The following is a 16,467-nucleotide window of genomic DNA, read 5'->3' on the forward strand; positions in this document are numbered from 1 at the left end:
GGCACACCGGCATGCTTGAGACACTGACGACCTTCCTCTTCGGGCGCCTCAGCCTGGAGTCCTTCCCCTATCACGAGCCGATCCTGGTCGCGACCTTCTTCGCGGTCATGCTCGGCGGCATCGCGCTGGTCGCCGCCCTCAGCTATTTCAAGCTGTGGGGCTATCTGTGGAAAGAGTGGTTCACCACCGTCGACCACAAGCGCATCGGCATCATGTACATGATCCTGGGCCTGATCATGCTGCTGCGCGGCTTCGCCGACGCCATCATGATGCGCGCCCAGCAGGCCATCGCCTTCAACGGCAGCGAGGGCTACCTCAACTCGCACCATTTCGATCAGGTCTTCACCGCCCACGGTGTGATCATGATCTTCTTCGTCGCGATGCCCTTCGTGACGGGGCTGATGAACTATGTCGTGCCGCTGCAGATCGGCGCCCGCGACGTGTCCTTCCCGTTCCTGAACAATTTCAGCTTCTGGATGACCGTCGGCGGCGCCGTCCTGATCATGGCCTCGCTGTTCATCGGCGAGTTCGCGCGCACCGGCTGGCTGGCCTATCCGCCTCTGTCGGGGCTGGAGGCCAGCCCGGACGTCGGCGTCGACTATTACATCTGGGCCTTGCAGGTGGCGGGCGTCGGAACGACGCTGTCGGGCATCAACCTGATCTGCACGATCGTGAAGATGCGCGCCCCCGGCATGACCATGATGAAGATGCCGGTCTTCACCTGGACCTCGCTCTGCACCAACGTCCTGATCGTCGCCTCCTTCCCGATCCTGACCGCCGTTCTGGTCCTGCTGTCGCTGGACCGCTATGCCGGCACGCACTTCTTCACGAACGACATGGGCGGCAACCCCATGATGTACGTGAACCTGATCTGGATCTGGGGCCATCCGGAAGTCTACATCCTGATCCTGCCGTGCTTCGGCATCTTCTCGGAAGTGACCTCCACCTTCACCGGCAAGAAGCTGTTCGGCTACACCTCGATGGTCTACGCGACCGTCGTCATCACCATCCTGTCCTACCTGGTGTGGCTGCACCACTTCTTCACCATGGGTTCGGGCGCCAGCGTGAACTCGTTCTTCGGCATCACGACGATGATCATCTCGATCCCGACGGGTGCGAAGATCTTCAACTGGCTGTTCACCATGTACCGCGGCCGCATCCGGTTCGAGCTGCCGATGATGTGGACCATCGCCTTCATGCTGACCTTCGTGCTCGGCGGCATGACCGGCGTTCTGCTGGCGGTGCCGCCGGCCGACTTCGTCCTGCACAACAGCCTGTTCCTGATCGCCCACTTCCACAACGTCATCATCGGCGGCGTGCTGTTCGGCCTGTTCGCCGGCATCTACTACTGGTGGCCGAAGGCCTTCGGTTTCCGCCTCGACCCGTTCTGGGGCAAGATGTCCTTCTGGTTCTGGGTCATCGGCTTCTACTTCGCCTTCATGCCGCTCTACGTCCTCGGCCTGATGGGCGTCACCCGCCGCCTGCGCGTGTTCGAGGATCCGTCGCTGCAGATCTGGTTCCAGATCGCCGCCTTCGGCGCCGTCCTGATCGCGCTCGGCATCGGCTCCTTCCTGATCCAGATCGCCGTCAGCATCCTGAAGCGCAAGCAGCTGGTCGACGTCACCGGCGACCCGTGGCATGGCCGCACCCTGGAATGGGCGACCTCTTCGCCGCCGCCGGACTACAACTTCGCCTTCACGCCGGTCATCCATGACAACGATGCCTGGTGGGACATGAAGAAGCGCGGCTACGCCCGTCCGCTGGAAGGCTTCCGCCCGATCCACATGCCGAGCAACACCGGCACCGGCATCATCCTGGCCGGCATCAGCACGGCGCTCGGCTTCGCCATGGTCTGGCACATCTGGTGGCTGGCGGCGGTGAGCTTCATCGGCCTGCTGGCGGTCGCCATCAACCATACCTTCAACTACAACCGCGACTTCCACATCCCCGTGGATGAGGTGGTGCGGACCGAGAGCGAGCGGACCCGTCTGCTCTCCGGACAGGTGTAAAGCATGACGACGACCGTTGATGCCATGCATGGCAGCCACGCGGGGCACGACACCCCGCGCGGCGCCACCCCGCCCGTCTTCCATGTGACGGACGAGCACGCCCACGAGGGAGCCAGCACCGCGCTCGGCTTCTGGATCTACCTGATGAGCGACTGTCTCATCTTCGCGGTGCTGTTCGCGACCTACGGCGTGCTGGGCACCAGCTACGCCGCCGGTCCGACGCCGAAGGAGCTGTTCGACCTGAAGCTGGTGGCGCTGAACACCTCCATGCTTCTGTTCTCGTCCATCACCTACGGCTTCGCCATGCTGGCGATGGAGAAGGGCCGCACCGCCCAGACCCAGGGCTGGCTGGCGATCACCCTGCTGTTCGGCCTCGCCTTCCTGGGCATCGAGCTGTTCGAGTTCGCCCACATGATCCATGAGGGCGCCGGCCCGTGGCGCAGCGCCTTCCTGTCGTCCTTCTTCACGCTGGTCGGCACCCACGGCCTGCACGTCACCTTCGGCAGCGTGTGGCTGGTGACGCTGATGGTCCAGGTCGCCCGCCGCGGCCTGATCCCGGCGAACCGCCGGCGCCTGATGTGCCTCAGCATGTTCTGGCACTTCCTGGACGTCATCTGGATCGGTGTGTTCACCTTCGTCTATCTGATGGGAGCGCTGCGATGAGCACCCACGCGCACAGCGACCACCACGCCGATCACGGACACGGCAGCCATGGGGCTCACGGCGGCCATGGCCATGACGATCACGGCCACCCGGCGGGCGCCCACGGCACCTTCGGCAGCTATATGATCGGCTTCGTCCTGTCGGTGATCCTGACGGTCATCCCGTTCTGGCTGGTGATGAACGGCACGCTGGACAACACGACCACCACGGTCGTGATCCTGGCTCTGGCCGTGGTTCAGATCATCGTCCACATGGTCTATTTCCTGCACATGAACGGCCGTGTCGAAGGCGGCTGGTCGATGCTGGCGATGATCTTCACGATCATCGTCGTGGTCATCATGTTCGCCGGTTCGCTTTGGGTGATGTACCACCTGAACGCCAACATGATGCCCGGCCACGACATGAGCAAGATGCCGTGACCGGACTGCCGTCCGCGCCCAAGCCGGGCGGTTCTTCGGTGAAGAGGGCCCGCCCGGCTTGGGCGCTGGCCCTCTTCGGCCTTCTGGCCCTGGCCGGCATCGCGGGCCTGACCGCGCTCGGCATCTGGCAGCTCGAACGCCGGGTGTGGAAGCTCGACCTGATCGAGCGGGTGGACGCCCGCATCCACGCCTCCCCCGTCCCCGCTCCGGGGCCGGAGGCGTGGGCTTCGGTCAGCGCCGCGTCGGACGAATACCGCCGGGTCGCCGTCACCGGACGGTTCCTCAACGACCGCGAGACGCTGGTGCAGGCCGTCAGCGACCTGGGCGGCGGCTTCTGGGTGATGACGCCGCTGGTCACCGACCGCGGCTTCACCGTTCTGGTCAACCGCGGCTTCGTGCCGCCGGACAGGCGCGATCCCGCGACCCGCGCCGAGGGGCAGCCGCAAGGCGAGGTGACCGTCACCGGCCTGCTGCGCCTGACCGAGCCGAAGGGCGGCTTCCTGCGCAGCAACGACCCGGCGGCCGGCCGCTGGTATTCCCGCGACGTGGCCGCCATCGCCGCCGCGACCGGGCTGGAGCGGACCGCTCCTTACTTCATCGACGCCGACGGCACCCGCAATCCCGGCGGCTGGCCGGTCGGCGGGCTGACGGTGGTCAGCTTCCCCAACAGCCATCTCGGCTATGCGCTGACCTGGTTCGCGCTGGACCTGATGCTGATCGGCGCCGTCCTGTTCGTGGTCCGCAGCGAGATGCGGCGCCGGCGGGCCTGAAGGCAAGCGCCGACGGAAAACGCTCAGCGGAAAACAGGCGTCCTAAAACTCCCCGCCCGCCGGTAACTCTCTATATAAGTCGATGGGCTGATGAACCGGGTGAGGAACAGGACGTCTTTCGTGCGCGACACCACCGACCGCAAAAACCTGTTCCTGCTCGTCCAGCTGCGTTGGCTTGCCGTCGTCGGGCAGATCGTGACGATCCTGATCGTCCATTCGCAGATGGGCATCCGCCTGCCGCTGCTGCCGATGGCGGCGGTCATCTTCGTCCTGATCGCGCTGAACATCGCCAGCCTGATCCAGATCCGCCGCAGCTCCGACGTTTCCAACACCCAGCTGTTCCTGGAACTGCTGATCGACGTCTGGGCGCTGACCTTGCAGCTCTATCTCAGCGGCGGTGCGTCCAATCCCTTCATCTCGCTCTATCTTCTCCAGGTGGCGCTGGGGGCGGTGCTGCTGGAGGCCTGGTCGGCCTGGGCGCTGGTCCTGGTGGCGACCGCCGGCTTCACCTGGCTGATCGGCACCCACCAGCCCCTGCCGCTGCCGCCCGCCTATGAGGGCGAGCTGTTCAGCCTGCACATCCAGGGCATGTTCATCTGCTTCGTGCTGGCGGCAAGCCTGCTGGTTCCCTTCCTCACCCAGATCAACCGCAACCTGCGCGCCCGCGACGCCTATCTGGCCGAGCTGCGCCAGCGCTCGATGGAGGAGGCGCACATCGTCCGCATGGGGCTGCTGGCGTCAGGTGCGGCGCATGAGCTGGGGACGCCGCTCGCCACCCTGTCGGTGATCCTCAACGACTGGCGCCGCATGCCGTCGCTGACATCCGACCCCGATCTGGCCGACGAGATGGCGGAGATGCAGAACCAGATCGACCGCTGCAAGACCATCGTGTCGGGCATCCTGATGTCGTCGGGCGAGGCGCGCGGCGAGGGCACGGTGCGCACGACGGTGAAGGGCTTCCTCGACGGGCTGGTGGAGGACTGGCTGTCCAGCCGGTCGCCCAAGCGCTTCGACTATGACAACACGGTCGGCCCGCAGGAACGGATGATCGCCGACCTCGCCCTGAAGCAGGTGCTGTTCAATGTGCTGGACAATGCGCTGGAAGCCTCGCCGGGCTGGATCGGCGTCGCGGCCCTGCGGCAGGGCGACAATCTGGTGGTGGCGGTCAACGACGGTGGCCCCGGCTTCGACCCCGCCATCCTGGAGGAGCTGGGCAAGCCCTACCGCTCCACCAAGAAGCGGCCGGGCAGCGGGCTCGGCCTGTTCCTGGTGGTCAATGTGCTGCGCAAGCTGGGCGGGACGGTTTCGGCCAAGAACCGGCCGGGCGGCGGCGCCACCGTGACGTTGACCCTGCCGCTGTCCGCCCTGTCGCCGGGAGGCTCCGATGGAGACGATTGAGTTGGAAGAGGAAATCCTCCGCACCCTGCTGATCGTCGAGGACGATGCGTCCTTCGCCAAGGCGCTGCGCCGGTCCTTCGAGCGCCGCGGCTACGAGGTCCATGCCTGCGCCGGGCTGGAGGAGATGCGGGAGCTTTTGCAAACGCTGGACCCCGACTATGCCGTGGTCGACCTGAAGCTCGCCACCGGATCGGGCCTGGAATGCGTGAAGGAACTGCATGAGGCGGACGAGGAAACCCGCATCGTCGTGCTGACCGGGTTCGCCAGCATCGCCACCGCGGTGGAGGCGATCAAGCTGGGCGCCTGCCATTATCTGGCGAAGCCGTCCAACACCGACGACATCGAGGCGGCCTTCGACCGCACCGAGGGCGACACCTCCATCGCGCCGACCGTCCGCACCACCTCGATCAAGAATCTGGAGTGGGAGCGCATCCACGAAACGTTGGTGGAGACAAACTTCAACATCTCCGAGACCGCGCGGCGGCTCGGCATGCACCGGCGCACGCTGGCGCGCAAGCTGGAGAAGAAGCGGGTGCCGTGAGAGGGCACCCGCGGTCAACCTTTACGAAAACTCCCGCACCGTGTGCAGGTGGTTGAGCGGGCCGTGGCCGTGGCCGAGGCCGGGGGCGGTCAGGATCGCCGTCTCGACATAGCGGCGGGCGCGGGCGACCGCGTCGCGGGTGTTCAGGCCCTGGGCCAGACCGGCGGCGATGGCCGAGGACAGGGTGCAGCCGGTGCCGTGGGTGTGGGGGGTATGCACCCGCTTGCCCTGGAACACCGTCTCGCCCTCCTCGGTCAGCAGCAGGTCGTAGAGGGTGTCGTCCTCCAGATGGCCGCCCTTCAGCAGCACCGACTTCGGGCCGAAGCTGAGCATCAGCTCGGCGGCGCGCCGCATGTCGTCGAGGTCGCGGATCGGCAGGTCGGTCAGCGCCTCGGCTTCCGGCAGGTTGGGCGTCACCACCTCGGCCAGCGGCAGCAGGCGCCGGCGCAGGGTCAGCACCGCGTCGGGGTCGAGCAGATGGTGGCCGCTCTTGGCGATCATCACCGGATCGAGGACCAGCGGCACGTTGACCGCGCGCGCCTCGTACTCCGCCGCCACCGCCTCGATGACGGGGGCGTTGGCGAGCATGCCGATCTTCACCGCGTCGGCGCCGATATCCTCCAGCACCAGCTTCATCTGCAAGGCGACGAAGGCGGGATCGACCGGCACCACGCCATAGACGCCGGTGGTGTTCTGCGCCGTCAAGGCGGCGATGGCGGTCATGGCATAGGCGCCGAGCGCGCTGACCGCCTTGATGTCCGCCTGGATGCCGGCGCCGCCGCCGGAGTCCGACCCGGCGACGATCAGGACGCGGCCATTGACCGTACCGTCTTTCATCGCGCGGCCTCCAGGCTGCGGGCGGCGCTCGCCTGGATGGTGCCGGCGATGTCGGCGACCACGCTGTCGACCAGCGCCGCGTCGTCGCCCTCCGCCATCACGCGGATGAGCGGCTCGGTGCCGGACTTGCGGATCAGCAGACGGCCGCTCGACGCCAGCCGCGCCTCGCCCTCCTTGATCGCCTGCTGGACGACGGCGTCCTCCAGCGGCTTGGTCCCGGCGGTGAAGCGGACGTTGGTCAGCTTCTGCGGCACCGGGTCGAACACGCGGCAGACCTCGCTGGCCGAGCGGCCGTCGGCCTGGATCAGCACCGCCAGCACCTGCAACGCCGCGATCAGCCCGTCGCCGGTGGTCGAATAGTCGGACAGCACGACATGGCCCGACTGCTCGCCGCCGACATTGTAGCCGCGCTCGCGCATCATCTCGACGACGTAGCGGTCGCCGACCGGCGTGCGGGCCAGATGCAGGCCGAGCCCGCCGAGATGGCGCTCCATGCCCAGGTTGGACATGACGGTGGCGACGACGCCGCCGCCGCGAAGCGCCTGCGAGCGCGCCCAGGAGGTGGCGATCAGGGTCATCAGCTGGTCGCCGTCGATGGGGCGGCCGGCCTCGTCCACCATGATCAGGCGGTCGGCGTCGCCGTCCAGCGCGATGCCGAGATGGGCGCCATGGGCGACCACCTGTTCCTGCAGGGTCTGGGTGGCGGTGGCGCCGCAGCCCTTGTTGATGTTGGTGCCGTCCGGGGTGACGCCGACCGGGACCACGTCGGCCCCCAGCTCGTACAGCACCTTGGGCGCCACCTTGTAGGCGGCACCGTTGGCGCAATCGACGACGATCTTCAGACCGTCCAGCCGCAGGCCGCGCGGGAAGGTGTTCTTCACATATTCGATGTAGCGGCCGGTGGCGTCCTCCATCCGGCTGGCGCGGCCGAGATCGGCCGGACGGGCAAGGTCGGGAGCGAAGGGCTGCGCCATGCGCGCCTCGATGGCGGCCTCGACCTCGTCGGACAGCTTGTAGCCGTCGGGGCCGAACAGCTTGATGCCGTTGTCCTGATAGGGGTTGTGCGAGGCGGAGATCACCACGCCCATGTCGGCGCGCAACGACCGGGTCAGCATGGCGACGGCCGGGGTCGGCAGCGGACCGACCAGCACCACGTCCATCCCCATGGAGATGAAGCCGGCGGTCAGCGCCGGTTCCAGCAGATAGCCGGACAGGCGGGTGTCCTTGCCGATCACCACCCGGTGGCGGTGGTCGCCGCGGCGGAACTGCAACGCGGTCGCCATCGCCACGCGCAGGGCCGTTTCGGCGGTCATCGGGTCGATGTTGGCGGTGCCACGGATGCCGTCGGTGCCGAACAGGTGTCGCGTCATGAGAGCCTCGTGCAGGAACGGTATCCAGGCCCCGCATGTCGGGGTGCGGGACCGGATGTGCAAGCGAAGGATGTTTCTTCGCGCGGCAGCCGGGCCGGGTCAAGACCCCATCGGCGGCTGCGCGAAAGGGTTACAGGCTGATCGTCTTTTCCCTCAATCGGCGGGCGCGGCCGTCCGGCCGCTTGCCTACGAGAGGCATGGGCCTGCGGGGCCACAGTCGCGGCCCTTACCGAGGATGCAGCCCCTCCCACAAGGCGCGGGCCTGCGCCGTCTCGGCCACGTCGTGGACGCGCAGGATCTGCGCGCCCTGGTTCAGCGTCTCCAGCCCGGCGGCGAGTGAGCCGGCCAGCCGCTCCTTCGGCGGCTCCTCGCGCGACAGGCGGCCGATGAAGCCCTTGCGCGACAGGCCGATCAGCACCGTGCAGCCCAGCGCATGGTACAGCGACGTATGGCGCAGAATCTCCAGATTGTGCTCCGTCCTCTTGCCGAAGCCGATACCGGGATCGACGGCGATGCGCTCCGGGGCCACGCCGGCGGCGACGCAGCGGGCGACCCGCTCCTCCAGCCAGTCGAACACGTCGAGCGCGGCGTCGCGGTAGGTCGGGTTGGCCTGCATGGTGCCGGGGTCGCCCTGCATGTGCATCACCACCACCGGGATGGCGGTGCGCGCCACCACCGGCAGCGCGTCCGGATCGGACAGGCCGGCGATGTCGTTGACGATGCGGGCGCCGGCCGCGGCGGCGGACTCCATCACGCGGGCGTGGCGGGTGTCGACCGAGACGGTCGCCCCCTTCTCGGCGAAATGGCGGATGACCGGCAGGACGCGCCGCTCTTCCTCCTCGGGCGGGACCGGGACGGCGCCGGGACGGGTGGACTCGCCGCCGATGTCCAGGATGTCGGCGCCGGCCGCCAGCATCGCCTCGCCATGGGCGATGGCGGCGGTGGGGTCGAGGAAATCGCCGCCATCGGAAAAGCTGTCCGGCGTGACGTTGACGATGCCCATGATCTGCGGCCGGTCGGGCGACAGCCCGGCGAAGGGCGCACGGGCGCGGGTCAGGGCGCCGAGCTGGCGGTCCAGCGCCTCCGCCACCGCGCGCGAGCGCTCCCAGCCCCAGGCCAGGATCTCCGACAGCGGCGCGAAGGCGCGGTCGATGCGCGAACCGGCGTCGCGGACGATCAGTTCGGCGGTGGAGAAGGCGAAGCGTCCGCCGGCAAGTGGGACCGCCGCCCCCTTGGCCCAGGCGGCGATGGGCATCAGCCCGACCGGACGGAGGTAGACCCGCAAGCCCTCTTCCCCCGCCCAGGGACAGAAGCCGGCCAGCGAGCCGGCGGCGGATTTGGGCGCTGCCGCCTTGGCAGCGGGCTTGGCGGAGAGCGGCGGCATCGGAGGTCCCCTTCACGTCACGGACTGACGGATCCGTTCCTGACACGCGACCGGCGGGATGGCAAGGGGGGCCGCCCTGGACGGCGAGGCCGGTGGGGATTTTCGGACGATGCGCAAGACACTGGAACGGAACGGGCCGCCCCATGGACGGCCCGGACAACCGACAGGCGACAGGCAGACGGCGTGAGCCGGATTACATGCAGGTGGCCTGCGCGGTCATCACGATCTCGATGCCCTTGCTGTGCTTCTGCGTGGCCGCGGCGGCGTCTTCGGCCTTGCCGGACGCCATGGCGGCGTTCATCGCCTTCATCGCCTCGATGGCGGTGGTGCGGTCGGCGCCCGTCAGCTTGCCAGACGCGCACTTGCACGACGCGACGGTCGGCTCGGACTTGTCGGTGGCCGTGCACAGCGCCTCGAAATCATCGGCGAAGGCAATGGCGGGAACGGCCATCATGGCGACGGCGGCGACGGCAGCGATGTTCAGAATGCGCATGACAACTCTCTCAATCGAATTTGTGACAATTGCGAGGTAGCGCCAGATATTCGCGCGTTAGCAAGCCGATAGCATGGTGTTTTGGAAGGTTCGAGATTTGTTGTTTGAAACAATTGACGCCTGTTTGCCGGCCTATGGTCCGGCTGGCCCCTCGCTCACCCCCGCCGCGCCAGACCGCCCTTCAGCTTCAGCACATAGGTGATGACCTCCGCCACCGCCTGATAGTGCTGGAGCGGGATCGTCGCATCCACCTCCGCCGAGGCGTGGAGGGCGCGGGCGAGCGGCGGATTCTCGACGATGGGGATGCCGTGCTCCTGGGCCAGGGCGCGGATGCGCAGCGCGATCAGGTCGGCGCCCTTGGCGAGGCAGATCGGGGCGGCGGTGCGGCCGCGCTCATATTCCAGTGCCACGGCGAAATGGGTGGGGTTGGTGATGACCACCGTGGCGCGCGGGACGTTCGCCATCATCCGCTTCTTCGAGCGCGAGCGGCGGATGTCGCGCAGGCGGGCCTTGGCGTTGGGATCGCCCTCGATCTGCTTGAACTCGTCCTTGATCTCCTGATGGCTCATGCGCAGGCGGCGGCGCCATTCCATGCGGTTCCACAGCACGTCCACCGCCGCCATCAGGACGGTCGCCAGCAGGACCGCCAGCAGCAGCCGCAAGGTCACGTCCCGCAGCAGCACGGGCAATCCGGCGACGTCCATGCCCACAGTATCCTCCGTCCATGCGATGTATGGCGCCAGCGCGTGCCAGGCGGCACCGCTGATGATGGCGAGCTTGACCAGGCTCTTGACGAATTCGACCAGCGCCGGCCGGCCGGCGATCCGCGTCCAGCCGGACGCCGGCGACAAATGCGACCATTTCGGCCGGATGCGGTCGGACGCCACCACGAACGGCCCCTGCCCCAGCGCCGACACCGCCACCCCGGCCAGCAGGATGCCAAGCACCGGCAGCAGGGCGACGGCGACGCCGCCGATCAGCCAGTGCAGGCTGTGGATGACGTCGATGGCGCTGCCGTCGATGCGGATGTCGTCCGGGTTCTCGATCAGCGGCAGCAGCAGGGCCGACAGGTTCGCCGCCACGCCGGGCACCGCCATCAGCACGATCATCCAGGCGGCGACCATCGCCGACAGCAGCCCGACGTCGCGGGCGCGGGGAACGTCGCCCTTCTCCGCCGCCTCGCGCAGACGTTTCTCTGTCGGTTCCTCGGTCTTCTGCTCGTCGTCCTGCTCCGCCATGTGCTACGAGCCCGACAGCCAGCCGCCCAGCGCGGCGACGAAGGCGGTCAGCATCGCCCCGGCGGTCGCCATGAACAGGCCCATGCCGATCATCAGAACGCCCGGCGTCGCGACGAAATAGACGGGCATCGCCGGCATCACCCGGTTGACCAGCCCCAGCGCCAGATTGACCACCAGCCCATAGAGGATGAAGGGCGCCGCCAAGCCCACCCCCAGCCGGAAGGTGGTCGCCAGCAGTTCGGCGAAGCGCTGGGCGACCATGCCGAGGTCGGGGAACACCCCCGCCGGCCAGGAGCCGTAGGAGCGGGCAAGCGCGCCGATCATCAGGTAATGCACGTCGGATGCGAACAGCAGAGCCAGCCCGCCGATCAGCAGCACGCCGGACAGCACCGACCCGCCCTCGAACCCCGCCGCCGCCATCGAGAAGGGGTTGCTCAGCCCCACCACCTGCGCCGCCACGGCGCCGGCGGTCTGGAGCGCGGCCATGAACAGCCGGGCGCCGAGGCCGAGATAAGCGCCGACCAGCGTTTCGCCGGCCAGCGCCCGCAGCATCTCCACCGGCTGGTCCGGCATGCGGTCGGGCAAGCCCTCCACCCCCGGCAGCAGAACCAGCGTGACGATGACCGCCAGGGCCGCCCGCACCCGCATCGGCACCGCCGCCTCGCCGAAGCCCGGCAGCAGGCCGATGGCCGCCGCCACCCGCGCCAGCACCAGCAGGCCGCGGTAGATCTCCAAAGTCAGGAACTGGCTGAGGCCGTCCACGGGGGCGTCCATGTTCAGACCTGATCGACGGTCTTGAGCGCCGCCTTGCGGTGCAGCTCGGCATGGCTCAGCACCGGGGTCATCGGGCTGACCCGCTCCAGCAGCGAACGGACGAAGGGCCGCGCCTCGGCCCCGACCAGCAGGGCGGGCCAGATCTGCGAGGTGGCGTGCTTCTGGATCTTCAGCCGCACGGCGGTCAGGAACTCCTGCACCTGACTGGGCGGCATGACGAAGCGGCGGTCGTCGCCCTCCACCACGATGTTGTCGAGCAGCGCCTGCTCCCAGCGCGGGCTGAGCGCGATCACAGAGACGAAGCCGTCGGGACCGGCCAGACCCTGGTGGATCTGCTGGCCCAGCCGCATCCGCACATGTTCGGTGATCAGCGTGATGTGGCGGGTCCAGCCGACCGCCTCCGCCACCGCCTCGACGATGGCGGGCAGGTTGCGGATCGACACCCGTTCGGAGAGCAGCTGTTGTAGCACGCGCTGGATCACGACCAGCGAGATCTGGCTCGGCACCATGTCGTTGATCAGCTTCTGGTACTCGCGGCCCAGCCCGTCGATCAGCTTCTGCAAAGCGGCGAAGGTCAGCAGGGTGGAGAGGTTGTCCTTGATGACCTCGGTCAGGTGGGTGGTGATGACGCTTTCCGGATCGACGACGGTGTAGCCCTTCGCCACCGCCTCCTCATGGCGGGCCGGGTCGATCCATTTGGCCTGGAGGCCGAAGGTCGGCTCGCGCGTCGCGTCGCCGGCGATGTCGGGCACGGCGCCGCCGGTGGGATCGATGGCGAGCAGATGCTTCGGCCGCACCTCGCCCTTCGCCGCCTCCACCCCCATGATGCTGATGACGTAGCTCTTGGGGGCCAAGAAGCTGGAATCCTTGATGCGGACCGAGGGCAGGACGAAGCCGAACTCGGTGGCGAAGCGCTTGCGCAGGGTCTTGACCTTGGTGGTCAGCGGGCCGTTCTTGTTGAGGATCAGCGGGACGAGGTGGTTGCCGACCTCCACCTTCACCTCGTCGACCTTCAGCATGTCCTCCACCGCCTCCTCCGGCACGGCGGCGGGCGCCTTGCGGCTTTCCTCCAGCTTGGCGAGGGCGGCGGCGCGGGCCTTGCGGCGCGGCGCGTACCAGCCGAGCAGGGCGAAGGCAGCGCCGATGGCAAGGAAGGGCGCCATCGGCAGGCCGGGCGTCAGCGCCAGCGACACCAGCAGGCCCGACGCCACCAGGAGCGCCTTCGGGTAAGCGCCGAGCTGGTCGATCACCGCCTTCTCGGCCGAGCCGACATTGCCGCCCTTGGTCACCAGCAGGCCGGCGGCCAGCGACACCACCAGCGCCGGGATCTGCGTCGCCAGACCGTCGCCCACCGTCAGCGTGGTGTAGATCGAGGCGGCATGGTCGAAGCTCATCCCCTTCTGGGCGATGCCGATGGCCATGCCGCCGAGAACATTGATGACGGTGATGACCAGCCCGGCCACCGCGTCGCCGCGCACGAATTTCGAGGCGCCGTCCATGGCACCGTAGAAGGTGCTCTCGTCCTCCAGCTCCTTGCGGCGGCGCCGCGCCTCGACCTCGTCGATCATGCCGGCGGACAGGTCGGCGTCGATGGCCATCTGCTTGCCGGGGATGGCGTCGAGGGTGAAGCGGGCGCCGACCTCGGCGATGCGGGTGGCGCCCTTGGTGATGACGACGAAGTTGATCACCACCAAAATGCAGAAGATCACCACGCCGATGACGAAGTTGCCGCCCATCACGAACTGGCTGAAGCCCTGGATGACGTGGCCGGCGGCGGCGTGGCCGTTGTGCCCCTCGCTGAGGATCAGGCGGGTCGACGCGATGTTCAGCGCCAGCCGCAGCATGGTCACCACCAGCAGAACGGTGGGGAAGGAGGAGAAGTCCAGCGGCCGCGGGATCCACAGGGACACCATCAGCACCAGCACCGCCACCGAGAAGGACAGCGCCAGCCCGAGATCGAGGAACCAGGACGGCACCGGCAGGAACAGCACCGCCAGCACCAACAGGATGCCGACCGCGAACAGCACGTCGCGGTTCGCGAGACCGATGTCGCCGATCAGGCCGAACCGGCTGCGGACGTGATCCGTGAGGGTCATGGTGGTCCCGGTGGGTTTGTGTAGGGGGCGGGTTTGTCGAGGAGAGGCGTTCCGGCAACGATAGGGGGGCGCGGTAAAACCGGGATTTAAGGGCGGCGCGGGGCGACGCGGCCCGTCACCGATTCGGCATCACTGAGTCGGCAGCAGCGGCCGCGCCGGGCCGTCGGCGAACAGGCCGGACAGGAAGCTCAGGCGCCCACGCTCCGCCGCTGTCCAGACCGGGGCGGAGTTGCCAGGGCCGGCTGCCAGGGTCTCCAGGTAGCCGAGCGCCCCGGCGACCCAGCGCAGGTTGCCGGTCACCCGCTGGCGATAGGCCTCGCCGCGCTCGGACTGGGCGGAGTGGTAGCGGGCGATGGCCGTCTCCAGCGAACCATGGTCGCGCCGCAGCGCCGACAGGAAGGACGCGGCATAGCGGGCGTTGGCGACCGGGTCGAAGGCGGTGACGAGATCGGGGAAGGCGTCGGGGTGCCAGCGCAGATTCACTTGCAGGCAGCCGACGTCGATGGACTGCACGCCGCGCGCCTGGGTCTCGCGCACGAAGGATATCGCGGCGTCGCGCGTCGGGAAGTAATGGGAGCGCCCTTCGGTGTTGACCGTCCAGGGCCAAGCGGTGAACAGCCGGTCCTCCGTCCGCCGGCCGGACTCGGTGAAGCCCATCGCCAGCAGCAGGTGGTCGGCGATGCCCGCCGTCTTCTCCGCATCGAGGATGGCGGCGATGCACTGCGCTTCGGGCGGCAGGGCTTTGGCCGGCGTCTGGGGGGCGGGCTGTCTGGGCGGGGCGTAGAGGGCGGTGCTCCACACCCCGATCTGCGAGATGTTGGCCGGCGGCGCCGCCGCACCGCCGGCCGGATTTACGAGCAGCCCGAGAAGGGGGACCATGACCGCTCGCAACGGGGGGAGGCGCATCGGTCGACGCCGTCAGTCGATGGCGACGATCAGGTCGCTCAGCCGGTCGGCGTAGGTGGCGAGCGCGCCGTACATGAAGGGCAGCGCCAGCACCGTCACCACCAGGATCGCGACGATCTTCGGCACGAAGGTCAGCGTCATCTCCTGCACCTGGGTCAGCGCCTGCACCAGCGAGATCGACACACCCACCACCACCGCGACGATCAGCGGCGGGGCGGCGACCAGCAGGGTCGTCCAGATGCCGCTGCGCAGCACTTCCAGCACGTCGGCCTGGTTCATGGGGGATCCTTCCTCAAGCGCACCCGCTCAGACCGCGATGCGCATGATCTCCTGATAGGCCTGGACCATCTTGTCGCGGATGGCGACGACGCTCTGCACCGTCATCTCGGCGGCCAGGACGGAGCGCACCACCTCCTGCGCGCTGGCCTTGCCCGACACCGCGGCCATCGACACCCGCTCGCTTTCCTTCAGCGTGTCGACCGCCTGGGAGATCGACTTGTCGAGGAAGCCGCCGAAATCGCTCTCGGCGCCGGCGGCGACCGCGTCGGTCCGGTTGGCTGCCGACAGGGGCGAGGCAGCAGCCTGGGTCTCGGCGACGCCGCTGGCGATGGGGCTGCGGTTGGCGGCGTAGGCCGCGGCGACGCGGCCTACGGACATCTCGATCATGGAACGGCTCCTCAGCTGCGCAGCAGGTCGACGACACGGGTCATCATCGCGCGCGATTGTTCGATGACGTTCATGCTGGCCTCGAAGGCGCGGCCGGCCTCGCGCATGTCCATCATCTCGACCAGCGGCTGGACGTTCGGCTTCTTGACGTAGCCCTTGTCGTCGGCCGCCGGGTGCGAGGGGTCGTAGGCGAGCTGGAAGTCGCTGCGGTCGCGGCCGATCTGCTTGACCTGCACCAGCTCCGCCCCGACGCCGCGGTCCATCACGCTGTCGAAGGACACCGTCTTGCGGCGGTAGGGGTCGCCGCCCCTGGCGGTGGCGGTGCTGTCCGCGTTGGCGAGATTCTCCGCCACCACGCGCAGGCGAGTCGACTGCGCCTGAAGCCCGGCGCCGGCGATCTTCAGCGTGGCGCCGAGGACATCGTTCATCATCGGGTCGTCTCCGTCCTTAACCGTTCTTCCCTTAGCTATTTCGCCAGGCCATGCGCAGCATCTGCACATTGCGCTGGAACAGGCTGGTGGTCAGCGCGAAGGCGTCGCGGGTCTCGCTGCCCTTGATCATCTCCTGCTCCAGCGACACCGCGTTGCCGGATGGCGTCGACTCCCACAGGGCAGCCTTGCCCTCCTCGCGGAAGCCGGCGGTGGAGCGGGCGCTCGCCAGATGCAGGCCGGAGGTGCGGGCGGTCTCCACCGGGCGGATGCCGTCCATCACGCTGTCGAAGGGTTTCAGGTCGCGCGCCTGGTAGTCGGGCGTGTTGGCGTTCACCACATTCTCGGCGACCAGCTTCTGCCGCTGCGCCAGATAGTCCAGCCGCGTGCCGGCAAGCTGAAAGAAACCGATTTTACCCAAATCCATTGCGACCTCGGCCCATCAATTCTTGCCGGCAAGTCTCGCCGGAACACC

The 16,467-nt window shown here is 68.1% G+C and carries 18 protein-coding genes; 6 read left to right on the plus strand and 12 right to left on the minus strand.

Annotated features, from left to right (window positions below; genetic code table 11):
- Positions 1–11: 11 nt before the first annotated feature.
- The 6 genes from cyoB to ABNQ38_RS13955 all read left to right on the plus strand — a co-directional run bounded on the left by cyoB (position 12) and on the right by ABNQ38_RS13955 (position 5,800).
- On the plus strand, positions 12–2,009 hold the full coding sequence (gene cyoB, locus ABNQ38_RS13930) for a cytochrome o ubiquinol oxidase subunit I (protein ID WP_377807560.1): 1,998 nt from the start codon (positions 12–14) through the stop codon (positions 2,007–2,009).
- Positions 2,010–2,012: 3 nt separating this feature from the next.
- Entirely contained in the window at positions 2,013–2,672 is a 660-nt protein-coding gene (gene cyoC / locus ABNQ38_RS13935; protein WP_377807561.1) for a cytochrome o ubiquinol oxidase subunit III, read from the plus strand.
- The gene (gene cyoD / locus ABNQ38_RS13940) at positions 2,669–3,091 is read left to right on the plus strand and encodes a cytochrome o ubiquinol oxidase subunit IV (protein WP_377807562.1); all 423 of its coding nucleotides are present in this window, start codon (positions 2,669–2,671) and stop codon (positions 3,089–3,091) included. Before cyoC ends, cyoD begins: the two co-directional genes overlap by 4 nt.
- Complete coding sequence (locus ABNQ38_RS13945; RefSeq protein ID WP_377807563.1) at positions 3,088–3,861, plus strand: SURF1 family protein; 774 nt, start codon at positions 3,088–3,090, stop codon at positions 3,859–3,861. The genes cyoD and ABNQ38_RS13945 overlap by 4 nt, the downstream gene beginning before the upstream one ends.
- Positions 3,862–3,981: 120 nt before the next feature.
- Positions 3,982–5,259, plus strand: a complete 1,278-nt coding sequence (locus ABNQ38_RS13950) for an ATP-binding protein (RefSeq protein ID WP_377807565.1) — start codon at positions 3,982–3,984, stop codon at positions 5,257–5,259.
- Positions 5,246–5,800, plus strand: a complete 555-nt coding sequence (locus ABNQ38_RS13955) for a response regulator transcription factor (RefSeq protein WP_377807566.1) — start codon at positions 5,246–5,248, stop codon at positions 5,798–5,800. Before ABNQ38_RS13950 ends, ABNQ38_RS13955 begins: the two co-directional genes overlap by 14 nt.
- A gap of 21 nt (positions 5,801–5,821) precedes the next feature.
- Here the strand turns inward: ABNQ38_RS13955 and thiD are convergent, their stop codons facing one another.
- From thiD to ABNQ38_RS14015, 12 genes are all read right to left on the minus strand, one after another.
- Positions 5,822–6,637 (minus strand): bifunctional hydroxymethylpyrimidine kinase/phosphomethylpyrimidine kinase, encoded by an 816-nt coding sequence (gene thiD / locus ABNQ38_RS13960; RefSeq protein WP_377807567.1) that lies wholly within the window; start codon positions 6,635–6,637, stop codon positions 5,822–5,824.
- Positions 6,634–8,007: a phosphoglucosamine mutase gene (glmM, locus tag ABNQ38_RS13965; protein ID WP_377807568.1), complete on the minus strand. Its 1,374-nt coding sequence runs from the start codon at positions 8,005–8,007 to the stop codon at positions 6,634–6,636. Before glmM ends, thiD begins: the two co-directional genes overlap by 4 nt.
- A gap of 226 nt (positions 8,008–8,233) precedes the next feature.
- On the minus strand, positions 8,234–9,391 hold the full coding sequence (gene folP / locus ABNQ38_RS13970) for a dihydropteroate synthase (protein WP_377807569.1): 1,158 nt from the start codon (positions 9,389–9,391) through the stop codon (positions 8,234–8,236).
- A 193-nt stretch (positions 9,392–9,584) separates the two neighbouring features.
- Positions 9,585–9,884, minus strand: a complete 300-nt coding sequence (locus ABNQ38_RS13975) for a hypothetical protein (protein ID WP_377807570.1) — start codon at positions 9,882–9,884, stop codon at positions 9,585–9,587.
- Positions 9,885–10,039: 155 nt separating this feature from the next.
- Positions 10,040–11,122 (minus strand): flagellar biosynthesis protein FlhB, encoded by a 1,083-nt coding sequence (locus tag ABNQ38_RS13980; protein WP_377807571.1) that lies wholly within the window; start codon positions 11,120–11,122, stop codon positions 10,040–10,042.
- A 3-nt stretch (positions 11,123–11,125) separates the two neighbouring features.
- Positions 11,126–11,896 carry a flagellar biosynthetic protein FliR gene (locus ABNQ38_RS13985; RefSeq protein ID WP_377807573.1) on the minus strand — a complete coding sequence of 257 codons (771 nt, stop codon included), beginning with the start codon at positions 11,894–11,896 and terminating at the stop codon, positions 11,126–11,128.
- Between the two features lie 2 nt (positions 11,897–11,898).
- On the minus strand, positions 11,899–13,992 hold the full coding sequence (gene flhA / locus ABNQ38_RS13990; RefSeq protein WP_377807574.1) for a flagellar biosynthesis protein FlhA: 2,094 nt from the start codon (positions 13,990–13,992) through the stop codon (positions 11,899–11,901).
- Positions 13,993–14,121: 129 nt separating this feature from the next.
- Complete coding sequence (locus ABNQ38_RS13995; RefSeq protein ID WP_377807575.1) at positions 14,122–14,871, minus strand: lytic transglycosylase domain-containing protein; 750 nt, start codon at positions 14,869–14,871, stop codon at positions 14,122–14,124.
- Positions 14,872–14,910: 39 nt separating this feature from the next.
- A complete protein-coding gene (gene fliQ / locus ABNQ38_RS14000) occupies positions 14,911–15,177 on the minus strand; it encodes a flagellar biosynthesis protein FliQ (RefSeq protein WP_109049425.1) in 267 nt (88 codons plus the stop codon).
- Positions 15,178–15,204: 27 nt separating this feature from the next.
- Positions 15,205–15,564, minus strand: coding sequence for a flagellar hook-basal body complex protein FliE (locus ABNQ38_RS14005; RefSeq protein WP_377807576.1), 360 nt, complete (start codon positions 15,562–15,564; stop codon positions 15,205–15,207).
- Between the two features lie 11 nt (positions 15,565–15,575).
- Positions 15,576–15,995 (minus strand): flagellar basal body rod protein FlgC, encoded by a 420-nt coding sequence (flgC, locus tag ABNQ38_RS14010; RefSeq protein ID WP_109049423.1) that lies wholly within the window; start codon positions 15,993–15,995, stop codon positions 15,576–15,578.
- Positions 15,996–16,026: 31 nt separating this feature from the next.
- Positions 16,027–16,419, minus strand: coding sequence for a flagellar biosynthesis protein FlgG (locus ABNQ38_RS14015; protein WP_377807577.1), 393 nt, complete (start codon positions 16,417–16,419; stop codon positions 16,027–16,029).
- Positions 16,420–16,467 lie beyond the last annotated feature (48 nt).

The sequence above is a fragment of the Azospirillum sp. A29 genome (assembly GCF_042604625.1).
Classification (GTDB): Bacteria; Pseudomonadota; Alphaproteobacteria; order Azospirillales; family Azospirillaceae; genus Azospirillum; species Azospirillum palustre.

Excerpts from the sequence above, each read along its gene's own strand:
- ABNQ38_RS14015 (WP_377807577.1), bottom strand. The coding sequence starts at position 16,419 with ATGGATTTGGGTAAAATCGGTTTCTTTCAGCTTGCCGGCACGCGGCTG.
- cyoB (WP_377807560.1), top strand. The coding sequence starts at position 12 with ATGCTTGAGACACTGACGACCTTCCTCTTCGGGCGCCTCAGCCTGGAG.
- ABNQ38_RS14005 (WP_377807576.1), bottom strand. The coding sequence starts at position 15,564 with ATGATCGAGATGTCCGTAGGCCGCGTCGCCGCGGCCTACGCCGCCAAC.
- flhA (WP_377807574.1), bottom strand. The coding sequence starts at position 13,992 with ATGACCCTCACGGATCACGTCCGCAGCCGGTTCGGCCTGATCGGCGAC.
- ABNQ38_RS13955 (WP_377807566.1), top strand. The coding sequence starts at position 5,246 with ATGGAGACGATTGAGTTGGAAGAGGAAATCCTCCGCACCCTGCTGATC.
- thiD (WP_377807567.1), bottom strand. The coding sequence starts at position 6,637 with ATGAAAGACGGTACGGTCAATGGCCGCGTCCTGATCGTCGCCGGGTCG.
- ABNQ38_RS13995 (WP_377807575.1), bottom strand. The coding sequence starts at position 14,871 with ATGGTCCCCCTTCTCGGGCTGCTCGTAAATCCGGCCGGCGGTGCGGCG.
- cyoD (WP_377807562.1), top strand. The coding sequence starts at position 2,669 with ATGAGCACCCACGCGCACAGCGACCACCACGCCGATCACGGACACGGC.
- flgC (WP_109049423.1), bottom strand. The coding sequence starts at position 15,995 with ATGATGAACGATGTCCTCGGCGCCACGCTGAAGATCGCCGGCGCCGGG.
- glmM (WP_377807568.1), bottom strand. The coding sequence starts at position 8,007 with ATGACGCGACACCTGTTCGGCACCGACGGCATCCGTGGCACCGCCAAC.
- cyoC (WP_377807561.1), top strand. The coding sequence starts at position 2,013 with ATGACGACGACCGTTGATGCCATGCATGGCAGCCACGCGGGGCACGAC.
- ABNQ38_RS13980 (WP_377807571.1), bottom strand. The coding sequence starts at position 11,122 with ATGGCGGAGCAGGACGACGAGCAGAAGACCGAGGAACCGACAGAGAAA.
- fliQ (WP_109049425.1), bottom strand. The coding sequence starts at position 15,177 with ATGAACCAGGCCGACGTGCTGGAAGTGCTGCGCAGCGGCATCTGGACG.
- folP (WP_377807569.1), bottom strand. The coding sequence starts at position 9,391 with ATGCCGCCGCTCTCCGCCAAGCCCGCTGCCAAGGCGGCAGCGCCCAAA.
- ABNQ38_RS13985 (WP_377807573.1), bottom strand. The coding sequence starts at position 11,896 with ATGGACGCCCCCGTGGACGGCCTCAGCCAGTTCCTGACTTTGGAGATC.
- ABNQ38_RS13975 (WP_377807570.1), bottom strand. The coding sequence starts at position 9,884 with ATGCGCATTCTGAACATCGCTGCCGTCGCCGCCGTCGCCATGATGGCC.